The sequence below is a fragment of the Vibrio sp. 1751 genome, assembly GCF_033339895.1.
In the GTDB taxonomy this organism is placed as follows: domain Bacteria; phylum Pseudomonadota; class Gammaproteobacteria; order Enterobacterales; family Vibrionaceae; genus Vibrio; species Vibrio alginolyticus.
Window position 1 is genome coordinate 1 of sequence record NZ_JAWOVM010000081.1, and the last position, 17,213, is coordinate 17,213.

Annotated in this window: 20 protein-coding genes; 15 read left to right on the forward strand and 5 right to left on the reverse strand. The window is 44.3% G+C overall.

Features of this window, described 5'->3' with window-relative positions:
• On the forward strand, positions 1 to 423 hold a 423-nt coding region (locus R7041_RS19075; protein ID WP_318128685.1), incomplete at its 5' end, for an EVE domain-containing protein.
• Positions 424 to 473: 50 nt separating this feature from the next.
• Here the strand turns inward: R7041_RS19075 and R7041_RS19080 are convergent.
• On the reverse strand, positions 474 to 1,298 hold the full coding sequence (locus R7041_RS19080) for a Cof-type HAD-IIB family hydrolase (RefSeq protein WP_005378734.1): 825 nt from the start codon (positions 1,296 to 1,298) through the stop codon (positions 474 to 476).
• Positions 1,299 to 1,542: 244 nt separating this feature from the next.
• Positions 1,543 to 2,553 (reverse strand): alpha/beta fold hydrolase, encoded by a 1,011-nt coding sequence (locus tag R7041_RS19085; protein ID WP_005378733.1) that lies wholly within the window; start codon positions 2,551 to 2,553, stop codon positions 1,543 to 1,545.
• A gap of 65 nt (positions 2,554 to 2,618) precedes the next feature.
• Between R7041_RS19085 and rhtB the strand changes: the two genes are divergently transcribed.
• From rhtB to R7041_RS19120, 7 genes are all read left to right on the forward strand, one after another.
• Positions 2,619 to 3,236: a homoserine/homoserine lactone efflux protein gene (gene rhtB, locus R7041_RS19090; RefSeq protein WP_005378732.1), complete on the forward strand. Its 618-nt coding sequence runs from the start codon at positions 2,619 to 2,621 to the stop codon at positions 3,234 to 3,236.
• Between the two features lie 24 nt (positions 3,237 to 3,260).
• Positions 3,261 to 4,484 (forward strand): EAL and HDOD domain-containing protein, encoded by a 1,224-nt coding sequence (locus R7041_RS19095; RefSeq protein WP_005378731.1) that lies wholly within the window; start codon positions 3,261 to 3,263, stop codon positions 4,482 to 4,484.
• A gap of 154 nt (positions 4,485 to 4,638) precedes the next feature.
• Positions 4,639 to 4,974 (forward strand): metalloregulator ArsR/SmtB family transcription factor, encoded by a 336-nt coding sequence (locus tag R7041_RS19100; RefSeq protein ID WP_005378730.1) that lies wholly within the window; start codon positions 4,639 to 4,641, stop codon positions 4,972 to 4,974.
• Positions 4,975 to 5,016: 42 nt separating this feature from the next.
• Entirely contained in the window at positions 5,017 to 6,018 is a 1,002-nt protein-coding gene (locus R7041_RS19105) for an ArsJ-associated glyceraldehyde-3-phosphate dehydrogenase (protein WP_005383630.1), read from the forward strand.
• Positions 6,019 to 6,030: 12 nt separating this feature from the next.
• Complete coding sequence (locus R7041_RS19110; RefSeq protein ID WP_005383629.1) at positions 6,031 to 6,525, forward strand: cyclin-dependent kinase inhibitor 3 family protein; 495 nt, start codon at positions 6,031 to 6,033, stop codon at positions 6,523 to 6,525.
• A gap of 254 nt (positions 6,526 to 6,779) precedes the next feature.
• Positions 6,780 to 7,997 carry an organoarsenical effux MFS transporter ArsJ gene (gene arsJ, locus R7041_RS19115; protein ID WP_005383628.1) on the forward strand — a complete coding sequence of 406 codons (1,218 nt, stop codon included), beginning with the start codon at positions 6,780 to 6,782 and terminating at the stop codon, positions 7,995 to 7,997.
• Positions 7,998 to 8,280: 283 nt separating this feature from the next.
• A complete protein-coding gene (locus R7041_RS19120; protein ID WP_017821298.1) occupies positions 8,281 to 9,294 on the forward strand; it encodes an acyltransferase in 1,014 nt (337 codons plus the stop codon).
• Here the strand turns inward: R7041_RS19120 and R7041_RS19125 are convergent.
• Positions 9,291 to 9,620: a DUF2500 domain-containing protein gene (locus R7041_RS19125; RefSeq protein ID WP_005389668.1), complete on the reverse strand. Its 330-nt coding sequence runs from the start codon at positions 9,618 to 9,620 to the stop codon at positions 9,291 to 9,293. The genes R7041_RS19120 and R7041_RS19125 overlap by 4 nt on opposite strands.
• 327 nt (positions 9,621 to 9,947) lie before the next feature.
• On the opposite strand from R7041_RS19125, the gene R7041_RS19130 reads away from it, so the two are divergent.
• The 4 genes from R7041_RS19130 to R7041_RS19145 all read left to right on the forward strand — a co-directional run bounded on the left by R7041_RS19130 (position 9,948) and on the right by R7041_RS19145 (position 13,000).
• Complete coding sequence (locus R7041_RS19130) at positions 9,948 to 10,316, forward strand: hypothetical protein (RefSeq protein ID WP_005378717.1); 369 nt, start codon at positions 9,948 to 9,950, stop codon at positions 10,314 to 10,316.
• Between the two features lie 1,081 nt (positions 10,317 to 11,397).
• On the forward strand, positions 11,398 to 12,018 hold the full coding sequence (locus R7041_RS19135; protein ID WP_005389670.1) for a lysoplasmalogenase: 621 nt from the start codon (positions 11,398 to 11,400) through the stop codon (positions 12,016 to 12,018).
• Positions 12,019 to 12,087: 69 nt separating this feature from the next.
• Positions 12,088 to 12,309, forward strand: coding sequence for a YecH family metal-binding protein (locus tag R7041_RS19140; RefSeq protein WP_005378711.1), 222 nt, complete (start codon positions 12,088 to 12,090; stop codon positions 12,307 to 12,309).
• Between the two features lie 106 nt (positions 12,310 to 12,415).
• Entirely contained in the window at positions 12,416 to 13,000 is a 585-nt protein-coding gene (locus R7041_RS19145; RefSeq protein ID WP_005389671.1) for a YhgN family NAAT transporter, read from the forward strand.
• A gap of 57 nt (positions 13,001 to 13,057) precedes the next feature.
• Here R7041_RS19145 and R7041_RS19150 read toward each other — a convergent pair whose 3' ends face one another.
• Positions 13,058 to 13,324 (reverse strand): DUF1145 domain-containing protein, encoded by a 267-nt coding sequence (locus R7041_RS19150; protein WP_005378704.1) that lies wholly within the window; start codon positions 13,322 to 13,324, stop codon positions 13,058 to 13,060.
• A 25-nt stretch (positions 13,325 to 13,349) separates the two neighbouring features.
• On the reverse strand, positions 13,350 to 13,949 hold the full coding sequence (rsmD, locus tag R7041_RS19155) for a 16S rRNA (guanine(966)-N(2))-methyltransferase RsmD (RefSeq protein ID WP_005378702.1): 600 nt from the start codon (positions 13,947 to 13,949) through the stop codon (positions 13,350 to 13,352).
• 230 nt (positions 13,950 to 14,179) lie between these two features.
• Here rsmD and ftsY point away from each other — a divergent pair, with 230 nt between their 5' ends.
• Genes ftsY through ftsX form a run of 3 tightly spaced genes read left to right on the forward strand, consistent with a single transcriptional unit; the run spans position 14,180 to position 17,049 of the window.
• Positions 14,180 to 15,394: a signal recognition particle-docking protein FtsY gene (ftsY, locus tag R7041_RS19160; RefSeq protein ID WP_318114907.1), complete on the forward strand. Its 1,215-nt coding sequence runs from the start codon at positions 14,180 to 14,182 to the stop codon at positions 15,392 to 15,394.
• A 22-nt stretch (positions 15,395 to 15,416) separates the two neighbouring features.
• A complete protein-coding gene (gene ftsE / locus R7041_RS19165) occupies positions 15,417 to 16,091 on the forward strand; it encodes a cell division ATP-binding protein FtsE (RefSeq protein ID WP_005378697.1) in 675 nt (224 codons plus the stop codon).
• Positions 16,081 to 17,049 carry a permease-like cell division protein FtsX gene (gene ftsX, locus R7041_RS19170; RefSeq protein ID WP_005378695.1) on the forward strand — a complete coding sequence of 323 codons (969 nt, stop codon included), beginning with the start codon at positions 16,081 to 16,083 and terminating at the stop codon, positions 17,047 to 17,049. The genes ftsE and ftsX overlap by 11 nt, the downstream gene beginning before the upstream one ends.
• Positions 17,050 to 17,213 lie beyond the last annotated feature (164 nt).

A 17,213-nucleotide genomic window follows, 5' to 3' on the forward strand; every position in this document is an offset into this window, starting at 1 on the left:
ACGCTTCGAACCCAAAAGGTTTCATGTTGGGAGGGAGTTCGTAATTATCAGGCGCGCAATATGATGCGTGACCAAGTGAAGGTGGGCGATTTAGTCCTGATTTACCACTCTTCTTGTAAACATGTTGGCGTGGCAGGTATTGCTAAAGTTGTGAGAGAAGCCTATCCCGATCATTTCCAATTCGATCCCGAAAGCGATTATTACGATCCAAAGTCAGACCCAGACAACCCGCGTTGGATTATGGTGGATGTCGAGTTTGTACGTAAAACGGCGCGAGTGATTCCGTTGTCGGTGATGAAAGCGATGCCAGAACTTGAGAACATGCCGTTGGTGAAACGTGGAAATCGCTTGTCGATTATGCCCGTGACAGAAGAAGAATGGGACGCGATTCTTGGCAAAGAGAAGCTGCCAAGTCAGCGATAAAAGAAAAGGGCTGCGAATGTGCAGCCCTTCATTATTTGGAGTATTGAAGCTTACAGCAAGTGTTCTTGTAGGTAGTGTGCAACCGCATCTTCTGCATTGCTGCCAATTACTTCATTATTTGGTAGAGCTTTCATCACTTTTTCGTGTGATGTACCCATAACTAGCCCTTTACCTGCCATCGACAGCATTTCTACGTCATTCATGCCATCACCAAATGCTACGCAGTTTTCTAACGTGAGGTCGAGTTTTTTCGCTACCGCTTCAAGAGCATGACCTTTAGACACGCCAGCGCTCATTACTTCCAAACACCAAGGCGTTGAAAATGCGATGTTCAGCTTATCACCAAACTGCTCACGTAGTTTGTTTTCAAATACGACCAAACGTTCGTGGTCTTCTCCAGGATGCGTGAAGAAAACTTTCGCAATACCGTCAGTTGGGGCTTGGTCTTCATCAAATAAGACGTAAGTGAATTCATCGTGGAAGTCACGTAACGTTTCATCATCCTTGTTCATCAACCAGCTATCATTTTGATACATGTGAATAAGTATTTCTTGATCATGTTTGATCGTGTCGATCACGCCTTGTACCAGTTCCGCAGGGACATTCTCGCTGTACATTAGCTGATCTTCCTGGTCATGCACTCGGGCACCATTCGACGTGATCATATAAGCTGGAATGCCAACTTGGCGACGGATGCTCGCAACGTCTACGTGGTGACGGCCGGTTGCAAAGACAAAGGTATAACCCTTTTCATGCAGCGCTTTTAGCGTCTCTTTTGAGTAAGCACTGAGCTGATGGTTAGGTGCGAGTAACGTGCCATCCAGATCAGAGGCAACGATTTTGGTGATCTCTTTGCAAGGTAGCGATGTGCTCATGAAGTCCTCGTAAACGGTTTGGATAGTGTGGAACAGGTGAATTGCAAACGGAGTACAGCAGACTGACTAGATCGTACTGCTCCGAATGCGGGGGAACTTGGGCTCATAGCACTATGCGGTTAAACACAGTGTCAAAGTAGCCAAGTTCAAGCAGTGTACGCCAAAATGAGGATGAAAAAGAGGGTAAATCGATGTGTAGACATTTCCTCTTTAATCTTAGTCGTGAAATGGTCGCCTAGAGTTCTTATTGTGCTTGTTCGTTTGATGGCGATTTAGGGTCATTCATAAAGCGGAAAATCGCATCGAGCGCTTGATTACGATACTTGTCGGTCTCGAACAAGATTTCATGCTGTGCGCCTTCGATAGAAAGCAGCTCCGCGTGCGGGTTGGTTTTCCGCAATTTATCAATAAAACGCTTTTGCGCGAGGTTGCTAACAATCCGATCGTTTCCGGCTTGGATTAGGATTACTGGTATTTTGACTTGGCGAGTTAATAAAAAGCACTGCTTAGCGGCCATGAGCCCTTGCCAAACCCAGCGAGTGCTTGGCCCACCGACTTGCAGTTCCGGTTTTTCCGTATATAGGTTTCGGAACCATTGGTAGCGGCCGTAACTTTGGCTAAGTGGGTTATCTTCAAAGGGCTTAGGGAAGTAGGCCTGATGTCCTGGTGCATAGCGTGGCAAAGTCGATACCGCTGACATAATTTGTGTGACCGGAATCGCTATTGGTGATAGGTACCATGGCAGGTTAATGCCAAACATGGGCGCACTTAGAATCAAACCAGTAAAAGGGTGTTCTGGGTGAGTTTGCAGGTAACGTGTGGCGATCGCGCCGCCCATAGAGTGCGCGATGATGAAGCATTGTTGATATTCGCTAAGGTCGTGTTTTTTTACGACGATGTCCATATCATCAATATAATCAGTAAAGTCATAGACGTGACCCATATCTGAGTCAGATAATAAACGATCTGATAAACCTTGTCCGCGGTGGTCAAAGGAATAGACATCGAAACCTTGGCGGTAGAGATCGTAAAACAGCTCTTGGTATTTCCAGGAAGACTCAATGCGTCCATTTACGATGAGCACGGCTTTTTTATGCTCTGGGTTGGTTAGCTTGCACCAGTAAATGTTCTTTTTCTCAGTCCCTTTAACAAAGCCCTCTTGGCGAGTTTGCCAAAGTGCTGCGATCGGACCACCAATTGCTTGCTCAAATAATGTCTCTTGAGTATAAGTCAAAGGTGAATGGTTAGTCGCCATTAGTTGATTACCTGAAGATACGTTGTTTACGCGATGTATCATCGAAGAATTAGTGAGGAAATGCAATGGATACCCATGTCTGGTTAGCTTATGTAGTAACAGCAATCGTTTTTAGTTTGGCTCCGGGCTCTGGCACGGTGAACTCAATCAGTAATGGTTTGAGTTACGGTACCCGTAAATCACTGGGTGCCATTATTGGCTTACAAATTGGTTTAGTTATCCACATCGCGCTGGTGGGGGCGGGTATTGGTGCGCTTGTCGCGCAGTCAGCAACCGCATTTTCTGTCATTAAATGGGTTGGTGCCGCTTATCTGGTTTGGTTGGGGATTCAGAAATGGCGCGATACATCAAGCTTAGTCGCAGCTGAAAACCACAACGAGATGTCAGGCACGGCGCTGTTGTACAAGGCAGTGTTAATTAACCTCACCAACCCTAAATCGATTGTTTTTCTGGTGGCGTTGTTCCCGCAGTTTATTGACCCGGCAAAAGACCAAATCACGCAACTGTTGGTGCTTGGCGTCACTACGGTCGTGATTGATGCGTGTGTAATGTTGGGTTACACGAGCTTGGCAGCACAAATGGGACGCTTTATTCGCTCCGATAAAATCATGGGAAAAATAAACAAAGTATTCGGTTCAATGTTCATGGGTTGTGGTGCATTATTAGCAGCTGCAAAGTCATAAGCCATTTATAGGTCCTTCTTTAGCATGAATACAACGTATGTCGCTCGCCAGCCGATCTTTAACCGAAAAAGACAGACGCTGGGTTATGAATTGTTGTTTCGAGACGGGGAGAGTAACGCATACCCTTCACATATTGATTCAAATCGAGCGACATACCGACTGATCGTCGAAAACTTCCTATCACTGGGTACTAACCCAGTGATTGCCTCTTCAAGATGCTTTATTAACTTTCCTCATCAAAGCTTGGTGCGACGTTTGCCGCGCAGTTTGCCGAAAAACAAAATTGTCATCGAAGTGTTGGAAACGTGCCAACCTACGGATGAGCTTCTTGATGCGATTCGTGAGTTTTATCGAGAAGGTTACTTGATCGCTTTGGATGACTTCACCCTAACACCAGAATGGCGTCGTTTTTTGCCATATGTGCATATTGTGAAGCTCGACATTATGGCGATGGGGCTCGAAAAGGCCTGTGAACTGGTCAAAACACACCTTGCCAAACGCGTCAAATACCACTTTTTAGCAGAACGTGTTGAAACCGCAGAAGAGTTTGAGCAAGCGAAAGCGGCTGGCTTTAAATTTTTCCAAGGTTATTTTTTTAGCAAGCCACTCGTCTCGCAGACTAAATACGTCAGTCCTGAGCAAGTGTTGGCATTGCAACTGTTTCGTGAAGTTTGTGCTCCTGAGCCTGACTTTACTCGTATCGAGTCCATCATTACGCAAGATGTCGCGTTGTCATATAAATTATTGCGTTTTGTAAATACGCAAGCGCCGAATTTGGCTGTCGAAATCAGCTCTTTTCGTCAGGCATTGATTTATCTTGGCCAGGATAACCTTAAGCAGTTTGTCTCTTTGGTTGTGGCATCGTATATCTCCAGTAACAAGCCTCGAGAGCTGTATCACCTTTCATTGCAACGAGCTCAATTTTGCCAATTGATGTCGCGCTATCAGCCATTCTCTCACCTCAACGAGCAAGGTTTCATGGTTGGTTTGCTGTCGATTCTAGATGCGCTGCTGGATCTTTCGGTGGAATCTTTAGTTAGGCAGTTACCGCTTAGTCATTCAGTACAACAAGCGCTATTACATCGCAAAGGGGTTTATGGTGCACTTATTTCCCTCGAAGAGTGCTACGAGCGTGCCGATTGGTCAGGGGTTGAAAAAATCACGATGCAATTGGGGTTGCCTTTAGAGGAAGTGAAGCTCTCCTTAGGTGAAGCGGCTCGCTGGAGTCAAAGCATCGCGACTGCATAATTTCTTGTCTTATCTTTTATCTCTTTGAATCTCTCTCTTTACAATCAAGCTGTTCGTTAGATGTGAAACTTTTATGACGATGGACGGTTTCCTCTTGACGATATATCTTAATTAAATAAACATATACGCATATCCATATATAGGTATGTTCATTATGCTTCCACATCAGTTTTTTAAGCTGTTATCCGATGAAACACGCGTACGTTGTTTAATGCTCGTGGCCCGTGAAGGTGAAACTTGCGTTGGCGATTTGGCGTTTGCTCTACAAGAGAGCCAGCCGAAAGTTTCTCGTCATCTTGCTCAGTTACGATCCAGTGGCATCTTGGTGGATAAACGCCAAGGGCAATGGGTGTATTACGAGTTATCACAGCAATTACCAGGTTGGATGCGAAAGTTAATTGAAGACTTAGTGGCATCAAACTGTTTGAAGCAGGAATACCAAGACGACATCACACGCTTACACGATAAAAGTCGTGAGGCTTGCTGTTAACAGCGAATAGAGATTCAAGGTAGAAGATTAGAGGGTAAAACTATGACAATTAAAGTAGGAATTAATGGCTTTGGCCGAATTGGTCGCTTAGCGCTGCGAGCGGCATTTGATTGGCCAGAATTGGAGTTTGTGTTAATCAACGATGTCGCAGGTGACGCCGCTACGCTTGGTCACTTATTAGAATTCGATTCAGTGCAAGGTCGTTGGCATCATGGAGTTCAGGTCGAAGGCAGTGAGCTCGTCATCAACGGCAAGCGTGTCGCCACGACTCAACAACGCGATATCGATGCGGTGAACTGGTCTGATTGTGATGTTGTGATTGAAGCGACAGGCGTACATCGCAAAACATCATTCCTGAATAAATACCTAGAGCAAGGCGTGAAACGTGTCGTGGTAAGCGCACCTGTGAAAGAAGAAGGTATCGCGAACATTGTGGTGGGCGTGAACGACCATATTTTCGACCCTGAAAAACATCGTATCGTGACAGCGGCTTCGTGTACGACTAACTGTATCGCACCTGTGGTTAAAGTCATTCATGAGAAATTGGGTATCGAACAATCTTCTTTTACGACCATTCACGACCTGACGAATACGCAAACTATTTTGGATGCGCCACACAAAGATCTACGCCGTGCAAGAGCATGCGGCATGAGCCTTATCCCGACTACGACGGGTAGCGCGAAGGCGATTGTCGAAATTTTCCCAGAATTAAAAGACAAAATTAATGGTCATGCGGTTCGCGTACCTCTAGCAAACGCATCGTTAACAGACATCATTTTTGATGTGAAGCGTGATACCACAGCAGAAGAAGTGAATGCACTGTTAAAAGAAGCATCTGAAGGTGATTTGAAAGGCATCCTTGGCTTCGAAGAGCGTCCTTTAGTTTCTATCGATTATAAAGGCGACCAACGTTCAACCATCGTTGATGCGCAATCAACCATGGTTGTGGGTTCTCGTATGGTTAAGATTTACGCTTGGTACGATAACGAAATGGGTTATGCAACGCGCACAGCAGAGCTGGTTCGTAACGTTGGTTTGGCTTAAAAGGGGGTCACAATGTCTCATCCTACATGGCAATTAGATTTGGACTCCGGTGCTTTAATCTTAACACCGTGCCCAGGAACGAAAGGTGTCGATTTGCATGCGTCGTTAGAACAGTTGAAAGAGCAGGGTGTTCAAGCGGTCGTTACTGCATTAGATGATAGTGAATTAGCTGCGAAGAATGTCTCTGCATTGGGTGAAGCCACTCAGCAACTGGGTATGAAATGGTTCCAGATCGAGATTGAAGACGACTGCGCACCAAATGAAGAATTTGCGACGAAGTGGCAACAAGCCAGTCCGGAACTGCACGCGATTCTTGCTCAAGGTGGCAAAGTTGCGATGCATTGCATGGGTGGTTCGGGGCGCACAGGTTTGTTCGCTGCTCACCTACTCCTAGAAAAGGAATGGCAGTTAGAAGATATCGTGCGAGAAGTGCAGGCATTGCGCCCTGGTGCATTTACAAAACCTGTGCAAGTTGAGTACATCGAACGCGTGGCTCAAGACGCTTGATCAGCTTAAATAGCTTTTGGTTCATTATGATCCAAAAGCTAAATTCGAGCTTCTTCAGGATACGACTGTTTACAAAAAAAGCCATTAATATTAACTAATGCATTGTTTTTAAGGTGTATTTTGCTTTTTATTGATGTTGGGGCATTTTTTAAAAATCACAGCAACATTATATTGGTCAATGTTGCTGTACAGGTTAGAAAGTATTTAGAACATGATGATCTAAATGCTTCTATCGCTGTACATATGAGGTCAATATGATTTCTCAATTAAGCAAAAGTATTCGTCAGTACATGTTAGTGACGTTTAACTATTGGAACTTTACGGTGACCGATGGCGCACTGCGTATGCTGGTGGTGCTCTATTTTCATGACTTAGGTTATTCCACGTTAGCTATTGCCTCACTGTTTCTTTTCTATGAATTTTTTGGTGTGGTGACAAACCTGGTTGGTGGTTGGTTGGGCGCAAGGTTAGGCCTAAATAAAACCATGAACATTGGTTTAGCGATGCAAGTGTTTGCGTTGCTGATGCTCGCAGTACCAAATGCATGGCTGACCATTCCTTGGGTGATGGCAGCGCAAGCTCTGTCGGGGATTGCCAAAGATCTGAACAAAATGAGTGCTAAGAGCGCGATTAAAACGCTAGTACCAGACGAACAGCAAGGTGCGCTCTATAAATGGGTAGCGATTTTGACTGGCTCGAAGAATGCACTCAAAGGAGCGGGCTTTTTTGTTGGTGGCTTGCTGCTGTCTTGGGTGGGTTTTCAAAACTCGATGTTTATTATGGCGGGTGTACTTACATTAGTGTTTGTTTGCAGCATGATCTGGCTAGAAGCGGACATGGGTAAAGCAAAGAGTAAACCTAAGTTTCGCCAAATATTCTCCAAGTCTGAATCGATAAACATTTTATCCGCAGCACGCATGTTCTTGTTTGGTGCTCGTGATGTGTGGTTTGTCGTTGCTCTGCCTATTTATCTTGGTAGCGTGTTTGGCTGGGATCACTTGTGGGTTGGTAGCTTTCTCGCAGCGTGGGTCATTGCTTATGGGTTTGTGCAAGGCTTTGCGCCGCGTATTACTGGCAAAGCGCAAGGTCGTGTGCCTGATGGTAGTGCAGCATTGGTGTGGGCAGGAATCCTAGCGTTAATTACGGCTGGTATTGCTTATGGTGTGCAAATCGGTTGGCAGCCTGAATTGGTGATTGTGGTAGGTTTGATGATTTTTGGCGCTGTGTTTGCCATTAACTCTTCGCTGCACTCGTACTTGATAGTGAGCTACGCTAAAGGCGATGGCGTCTCGTTGGATGTCGGTTTTTACTACATGGCCAATGCGATGGGACGTTTGATTGGCACGGTATTATCGGGTTGGATCTACCAAGAGGCTGGTCTTGCAGCGTGCTTATGGGTTTCTTTTGCTTTCTTGGCACTGACGACGCTGATTTCAATTAAGTTGCCAAAAGCTGATGTTGCTACTGCGTAACTATCCCCAGTATCGCTATCTGTAGATGGTATAAATGGCTCCAAATCGGAGCCATTTTTGTTTCTTATGCGCCGTTTGCTGTAATCAGATTGTGTCGGTTTGGAATCGAGAGTGAATACTGATGCTTGGTTTTTGGTTCTCGTTAAGTGATTAGAGTGGTGATGAAATCTCCGTTGTAGGTCATTGTTGAGTTAAAAATAAGCAAAAACAGATTGTTAACCATTTCACTGGTTGAGATTTACCCTATGCTATAAACGATAAGCGACTCAAAGTAGGGAAAGGTATGAGAGAAAGGGTTCTGTTTTTTGATTTATTGCGCTGCTTCGCAGCGGTAGCAGTGATCGCCATTCACGTCTTGGCACCGTATCGAAATGAGTTAGGAGTGATTCCATTTGACCAATGGCTGACAGCGGTAGGCGTGAATAGCGTAACCCGCTGGGCAGTGCCAGTTTTTATTTTGATCACCGGAGCGCTAATGCTCAGTGACACTCGACCATTTGACGGTAAGTATTATATCAAAAGGCGTTTGGGCAAAGTTTTAGTTCCATTTCTTATTTGGTCGATGTTTTATGCATACCTTTCAGGTTGGACTTCTCAAGGCTTTGATTTTGAAACCGTAAAAGAGGTATTAAGCAATAGCCCATTCCACGCAACGTATTACCATCTCGGCTTTTTCTATTACTTTATACCACTGTATTTTGTGATTCCGCTGTTTCAATGGATGGTACGCAACGTGGATGACAACGTCTTGTATACCTATCTCGCATTTTGGCTTTTCACCAGCACTCTGTTCTTGTTCAAGATTGATGGCCCTTGGAGTAATCAGATGTGGCTTTATATGGGTTACCTTCCACTGGGGTATGTTTTATTTCAAAAGGTACCTTTGAATCGCTCTATGGTGACCTTATTTGTTGGGCTAGGACTCGTGGCGTTGGCAGTGACCTTTACGATGGTTGTGACAAATAGCTTAGAGGCGGAGAAGTATACGGTTGGGCGCTGGCTCTCTTATAAAACACTGAATGTGATTCTAGCGGCTTCGATGATTTTTATGATCGGGCGTTACTTTGGTGAAGGCTTATCACCAAAAGTACAAAAAGCGGTCAGTGTGATCAGTCAGCACAGCTTGGGGATTTACTTACTTCACCCTATTTTCTTATGGCCGATGAAAGAGTTCGGTTGGTACACAGGACATCCTGCTTGGGTGATTCCAGTCTGGATCGTTCTAAGTGGATCTGGAGCCTTGGCGATGAGCTATCTCTTTTCTCGTTCTGCCAAGACTCGTTGGTTACTGCCTTAACGTTTGATAGCGAAGTGAAGGAACTTGTTGCCGCGATAGGTCAGTGTTCCCTTATCTCCAGGGTTGAGTGCATGGTAGTAATGCACTCCAATTTGGAATTCACGCTTTGGACCGATAGAACCACGTTGAACGTAAATCCAATACTCTTGATCGTCTTGACCTGGTGGTGCGTTTGGTATGTCTATCGCTTGTTTATCTAAAACCGTTACCTGCGCGCTTTGCTCTGGAGCGTCTTCGCCCACATAGTGCTTACTATAAAAACGGAAAAACACCCACGCGCCCAAGGCAATAAGGGCGAATAGGGCGACAATAAGTGAGATTGGCATATTAACCTCCAATGTTTTATCGGGTCCCATTCTACAGAACTCGCTGACGAAACGATGAGTTGAGGTAGCTTATTCATAATCTAATGAAAGGGATATGGAGATTATTCGGCGCACTTCACGATTTATCTTAATGATGCACGATGAAATCGTCGCTTCATCTGCAAGCGAAGTCACTAAAGCTGAACGAAGCGGCTTTCACTTGTTAGGCTATATGAGCTCAAGGGCACAAATTGAAAGTAAAATTGCACTTAACGGCTCGAAAAAGCTCTAAATTTATAGAAGAATAAAAATAATGAACATAGGAAGGGTCTGGTAAGGAGGGTTACGATGTCAGATATTGAAAAAGTAGTCATGCGTACCCGAACGATCGAAAAACTTTTGCGTACTCAGTACCATGCAGAAGGGAAAGGGTTGCACCAACTTATTAATAGTTGTGAAGAACGTTTACCGCATGACGTGATAGCAAAGCTTCGATTCATCGCAACCGTGCGTAACAAAGTGGTGCACGAAGACGATTACAAGCTGGATGATCGTAAAGGCTTTATGGCGGCATGTGATGCTTGTGAAAAAGAGCTGACACCAAGAAGCTCTCGCTTTATTTGGCGTACAGCAATTTTGCTAATGACGTTGATTACGCTGGCCGCTCTTGGTTTCTACTATATGCACTGGGATATTTTGTCTAAGCACATTCAGTAGAGCTATACAGATAAATAAAAAAGGACGCATTTGCGTCCTTTTTTATTTTAAATCATTGGGTTAGTACATCATTGGCAGTGTCATTAAACCCACAACCACTGCAATCATAACCAGCCCTTGTTTTTGAGAAGATGAAATCATAACACTACCCCTTAATCTTTGATGAACTCGATGAATTTAATATAGCACTGTTTTTGGGGTTTGATCAACATATGCTCGTTAATCTTTTCAAAAACCACACTTAACTTGTCTGGTTTTACATGATTCTGACTAATGAAACTATGTTTTTTGTGCTGTATTTAAAGTGTTCACATTGTTATATTTCTATCCTTTTTTGTTTTAAGTATATGATTTTATAATGTTAAATGGTTTGTGGTGTTGGCTTTGTAATTGTTTTTTGTTTCGAATGGTATGTTGGGTCTTTATTTTGTCTGTATTTCTCAAAAATTGAGAAAATTAAAAAATGTGCTATGAGGTTACATCGTCAAATCGAAAGCATGGAGTGAGATTTTCTTACCTTATGAGAAAATATGGGCTTCAAAAGTGTTTAGTGATTTTATGGTTTATGAAGTCCGCACTTTTATCTGTTATTGAAATTATGATTTTATTTATCATTGACTTACTTTTCTTGTCTGATGTTTTTTTTACTGAATTAAGGTCAGTTTTCTTAGTTTTTACCCCTAATCATCAGTAGTTCCTCCTCTCTTAGAGCTCTACTAAGACTATTTTCTATTTTGTGTCTGTTATTTATTCTTGTTGCCTGCATTACATACATCCTGGTGGTTTAATCGTCAGTTTGTGAAATGGCGGCTTACCTGGAGCACTTATCTGTTTTTCAGTTAAATAGTTTTAGAAAGCGTTGGTTATTGTGTCGTGTGATTTGATGGGTTCGGCTGATGAGCAAAGCTTGGCCCCAATGTTTAGTGGCATCATTCAGGCTCATCGGCTTTATTATTACGTAGGCTGAGGGTTACAAAATGTTTCGAATCGCTAGCGAGATCCAACTTTCGTAGATTGTGTCTTTACATCAAAACTGGTCTACCTAGACTAGCGGCGAGTTTAAGTAAAAGGTGTATACTGCATGTGGAGTTGGCTGGCGATAGGGCTATCAGGTGTGTATTCCGTGTTGGGAGCAAAGCAAGCTAACCCGACACAATCCCTCGTGTTTAAAATCTTTACTCTGCTACTTCTTCTTGTGTTGGTGTTAACTCAAGGTGCATCCGCAACATATACCTACTGGATTGCGGGTGGGCTGATTGTGTCTATGGTGGCAGATACGCTGCACTCGTTTAAAACTCGTAAGCTAATCTATTTTACGGCTTATCTGGTTGCCCAGGTATGCTACAGCAAGTCATTTTGGGTGCAGCTTAATGGTGAGATTGTCTGGTGGCTGTTGGCCCTGCTGCTTGCAGCGAGTATCGTGGCGTTCTTTTTGTTGCTGCCTCAACTCGACTCTCTGGTATTCCCTGTTGTGATCATGGGGATGATGCTGGTTCAACTTGCTTGGGCAGCCGGTGAAGTTTGGTTACAAGTGCCGAGTTACGCCAATGCTATCGGCTTTAGCGGAACCTTAGTTTTGATCTATTCGGCGCTGGCATACGCGATACACGGTTATCGAAAACCGATGAAACACGCCTATTTGTGGGTGAGTGGCAGTTACTTTTTTGCTCATGCCCTCATTGTTGCCTCAATCATTTACTAATTTAAGTCAAAGCAGCTCTTGAGGATTTCAGTAGACTGAACGCATTGTTCTTAATAACTGGAGTCAATAATGAGTGAAATCCATGCTCACGAGCTGCTAAACCTACTTAGAGAAACACCAATGGATCGCGAAGCCCTCACACAGCACTTTGGTGCTAGCGTTCGCTTTCACACCTGTAAACTGAATGATCTAGACTTAGATGCATTACTAGCATTTTTGCTCAAGCGCGACAAAATTCGTGAGCTTGAAGGTAAGTTTGTGGTCAATATGGCGCGAGTTTGCAATCACTAAACGGCGGCTAAGATCGAGGGTGACTATGGTGTTTTCGCCCTCAGTCATATACTCATGTTGTCAGTTTGCTATACACTGGCCGCCATTTTTTAGGTGAGGCCAGAATATGGACATTCTTTCTGCAGCGACCATGCTGTTTCTAATCATGGACCCTCTCGGTAACTTGCCGATTGTGTTGTCTATTCTCAAACATATCGATCCCAAGCGTCGTCGTAAGGTATTGATTCGTGAACTACTGTTTGCCTTACTGATCTTGATGCTATTTCTGTTTGCAGGACAAAGCATCTTAAGTTTTTTGCATGTCCAGCCAGAAACGCTCAGCATTTCAGGTGGCATTATTCTCTTCATTATTGCGATTAAGATGATTTTCCCGAGTGCTGGCAGCATTACTGGACTGGCAGCAGGCGAGGAGCCCTTTATTGTTCCGATGGCCATTCCTATGATCGCGGGCCCTTCAGTGATTGCAGCCTTGCTTTTACTGTCTTCGCAACATCCAGAGAAAATGTTGGAAATGTCAGCATCAGTCGTAATTGCGTGGGGCGCAACATTTTTTATACTGATGTTTTATGGCTTCTTTAATCGCTTGTTGGGTGAACGTGGCTTGAAGGCGGTAGAACGCTTAATGGGCTTGTTACTGGTGATGATCTCCACTCAAATGTTCTTGGATGGTGTAAAAAGTTACATTGGGTGACGAACGAAACGCAGAAAAAAAGCCGCTCACAAGAGCGGCTTTTTCGTATCTGAGCGATTACATCATGTGTTTACGACGAATATCGAGTAGGGCAAAAATACCAAAAATCAGGATTGAATATTTTTCCCAACTGCTCATTTTTATTTTGTCGCCAAATGCACCAATGAAGATGGCCATTTGTAAACCGTGCATGATGAACAAAAAAGCGGTCATGATGTATAGCGCAATCGCGGCATTGCCGGGAAAGGGCATAAAAATATTTAGGATTAATACTAACCAAACAAAGGCGATAGCCGCTTTGGCCAGCATAATTAGTGCTTTCATTTAAGTATCCTTTTAAATCGAGGCGTTATGCGGAGGTACGTTCGTACAGACGATAGCTCACTTGGCCTGCTGTTTTTTCTCGATGTAATTGCCAGTTTTCTGGTAAGTCGGCAATATTGAGTTCTTTTTCTGTTTCAATATAAATCATCGCATCTTCCGCGAGCCAGCCATTTTGTTCTAGCAGAGCCACGGTCTCATCCAATAGACCTTTGCGAAACGGTGGGTCAATAAACACCACATGGTGAGCAGAACCCGGTTGCTTCAAAAAACTCAGTGCGTCGGTATTTACCACTTGGATGTTGTTCGCGTTAAGAGAGGCAACATTCTTTTGTAACTGTTGGAAAGCTTGTGGGTTTAGCTCAACCATGGTCACTTGCTCTGCTTGGCGCGAAGCTGACTCAAATCCCAAGCCGCCAGAGCCAGCAAATAAGTCGAGACATTTTGCCTGTGGTACATCTTGAGCTAACCAGTTAAACAGCGTTTCTTTGACGCGATCTGTCGTGGGGCGTAAGCCTTCAGCATCGTGTACAGGAAGTTTTCTGCCTCTCCATAAGCCACTAATAATGCGAACAAAGCCCGTTGTTGGCTTTTTTTGTGATGAGTTTTGCTGGCGACGTCTTACCATAGATTTTTTGACCGCTAATAAAGTGATACTATATCTAATCGCCCAAGCAATGAGCTTGGAGCTTGGATACAGCCCAGAATATTCAAGATGACAGAGTGTAACACTAATAAGATTAGAATTACCTAATCGGAAAGTTTTCAGAACTTTGTCATTAGCCTTTTTTAGACAGATAATAATCTTGTCAAAAAAGAGTCATTAATAGATAAAAGAACAATCTAGGATAGCCCCAGATGACGGAAAAAAAGAAGCGCGGATTACTTTCGTGGCTAGGTTTTGGTGACGAAGAACAAAGCCCAAAACCAAAAACTGAAGAAACAGTAAAAGAAGAAGCAGTGGAAGCGCCTTCTGAAGAGCAGCAAACCGAAGCGGTTGCTGAGCAAGCGGAAGCTACGCCAGAACTTGAAGAAGAAGCGAAACAATCAGAGACTGCCCCAGCAGAAGCAGAAGCAGAAGCAGAAGCAGAAGCAGAGGAGCCAGAAGTCGTATCGGCCGCGCCTCGTGTTCAAGAACAAGAAAAGCCAACAGAAAGCTTTTTTGCTCGTCTTAAACGCAGCCTAAGCCGAACAAAAGCAAATATTGGTGCTGGCTTCTTCGGTCTGTTCAGCGGTAAGAAAATCGATGAAGACTTATTTGAAGAGCTAGAAGAGCAACTGCTTATTGCTGATGTGGGCATGAATACCACAACAAAAATCATCAACAACCTGACAGAAAAAGCCACACGTGGCGATCTGAAAGACGGCGAAGCCCTTTATGGTTTGTTGAAAGAAGAAATGGCTGAGATTCTTTCTAAAGTCGAACAGCCACTAGAAATCGATAGCAACAAAACGCCTTACGTCATCTTGATGGTGGGTGTAAATGGCGTGGGTAAAACCACGACCATCGGTAAGCTAGCGAAGCAGTTCCAAACTCAAGGCAAAAAAGTGATGCTTGCAGCGGGCGATACTTTCCGTGCCGCAGCGGTTGAGCAGCTACAAGTGTGGGGTGAACGTAATAATGTTCCTGTGATTGCTCAACATACTGGCGCAGACAGTGCCTCTGTTATCTATGATGCGATTGAAGCGGCAAAAGCACGTGGTGTGGATGTGGTGATTGCTGATACAGCAGGTCGTCTACAGAACAAAGCGAACCTAATGGAAGAGCTGCGTAAGATTGTACGTGTGATGAAGAAAATTGATGAATCTGCACCACATGAGATCATGCTAACGCTTGACGCAGGTACAGGACAAAATGCCATTAGCCAAGCGAAACTTTTCAGTGATGTTGCCCCTCTAACCGGGATTACTTTGACTAAGCTGGATGGTACAGCCAAGGGCGGCGTAATTTTCGCTATTGCTGATCAGTTCGGTATTCCAATTCGTTACATTGGTGTGGGTGAAGGTATCGAAGACTTGCGTCCATTTGAAACTCAAGAGTTTATTGACGCACTGTTTAGTCGTGAAGAATAAAAAGAGTTAGAGGAAATCAACGGTGATCAAATTTCAGCAAGTAAGCAAAGCTTACCGAGGTGGTCGACAAGCACTGCAAAAAGTCGATTTTCACCTGAGGCGCGGTGAAATGGCGTTTTTAGGCGGACATTCCGGGGCTGGTAAAAGTACCTTGCTGAAATTGATCTGCGCGATAGAGCGACCAACCGATGGCAAAATCCATTTTAATGGCCACGACATCACGCGTATTCCAGGCAAAGACATCCCTTTTTTGCGCCGCAATATTGGGATTGTTTTTCAAGATCATCGCCTATTGATGGATCGCAGTGTGTACGACAATGTCGCTCTGCCAATGCGTATCGAATCGATTTCTGAAAACGAAATCAAACGCCGTGTTTCTGCGGCGTTAGATAAAACGGGCTTACTCGATAAAGCTCGTTGTCTACCTAGTCAACTTTCTGGTGGTGAACAACAGCGCGTCGGTATTGCCCGTGCTGTGGTTAATCGACCAACGTTGCTGGTGGCTGATGAGCCTACGGGTAACCTTGACCCAGAATTATCCAACCGTGTGTTGCGTCTATTCGAAGAATTTAACCGTGCGGGCGTGACAATCTTACTTGCCACGCACGATGTGGGGTTAGTAAACACTCGCCCACAGTATCGTCATTTTGAATTGAACCAAGGCTTCCTAAGTGAGGTAGAAGACTATGGCAGGTAACAAGCACTCCCAAAAGAAGGGGAAAGGCCGTAGTGCCAAGCGTGCGAATACCGATGGTTTTTTCTCTGTCCACGCAAAACAAGCTAAATCCTCTTTTAGCGCCTTATGGCAACGACCACTAGGCAACATTCTGACCCTAGCGGTCATCTCCATGGCACTTGCCATGCCAGCTTGTTTGTATCTATTGGGGAAAAACGTTGCGGGGGCAGCAGAAGATGTCGCTTCTCCTTCACAAGTTAGTGCTTACTTAGTTGAAGGCATGCCGGATGCGCGAGTGATGGTTCTCAAAGATCAAATTGAAACTTGGCCTTTGGTAAAAGAGGTAGAATATATTTCACCGCAACAAGGTCTATCTGATTTAAGCCAATATGCAGGGTTCGACCAAGCTATCAGTCTTTTAAGTGGCTATGCGCTACCTGGTGTGTTGGTGATTACGCCAGATTCGGAGCTAAAAAGTGATATTCAGTCATTAGCCAAAGACGTTCGAGAGCAACAAGATGTGACCGACGTGAGACTTGACGAAGACTGGCTGGCGCGTCTTGATGCCATCAAAACTCTCGCGAGTATTATTGTCATTACCCTGACAGTACTGATGCTCGGTGCGGTATTTTTAATCGTTGGCAATACATTGCGATTTAATGTGCTGGCGAATAAAGAAGAGATTCAAACCATGAAACTGATCGGTGCGACGGACAGTTTTATTCTGCGCCCTTACTTGTACACAGGCATGTGGTTTGGCGTGTTAGGTGCCACTATTGCGTGGTTGGTAACGGCTTTAGTGACCATTGTCATGAATAGTGCGGTGGAAGACCTTGCTGCGTTGTACGATAGCCAGTTCCGCCTGATTGGTCTAAGTTGGGATGAATCTTTGTTATTAATCATCATTGGGAGTCTTTTGGGATGTATTGCGGCGCGTTTTTCTGCGCAACGACATTTAAAAGAAATTGAACCAGTTTAAGTGATGGCGGTCTTATTACTTGGATTTCATTAGCACTAGCTAATTTTGAACCCTTGCTTAGACCAAATGTTTATGGATAATTGCTTCCCCTTCTTGAAACTTGTTCATTTTGAGTTCAAGATATCGAAGCTAAATTGCAATGTAATGCTCCAGATCAGAGATTG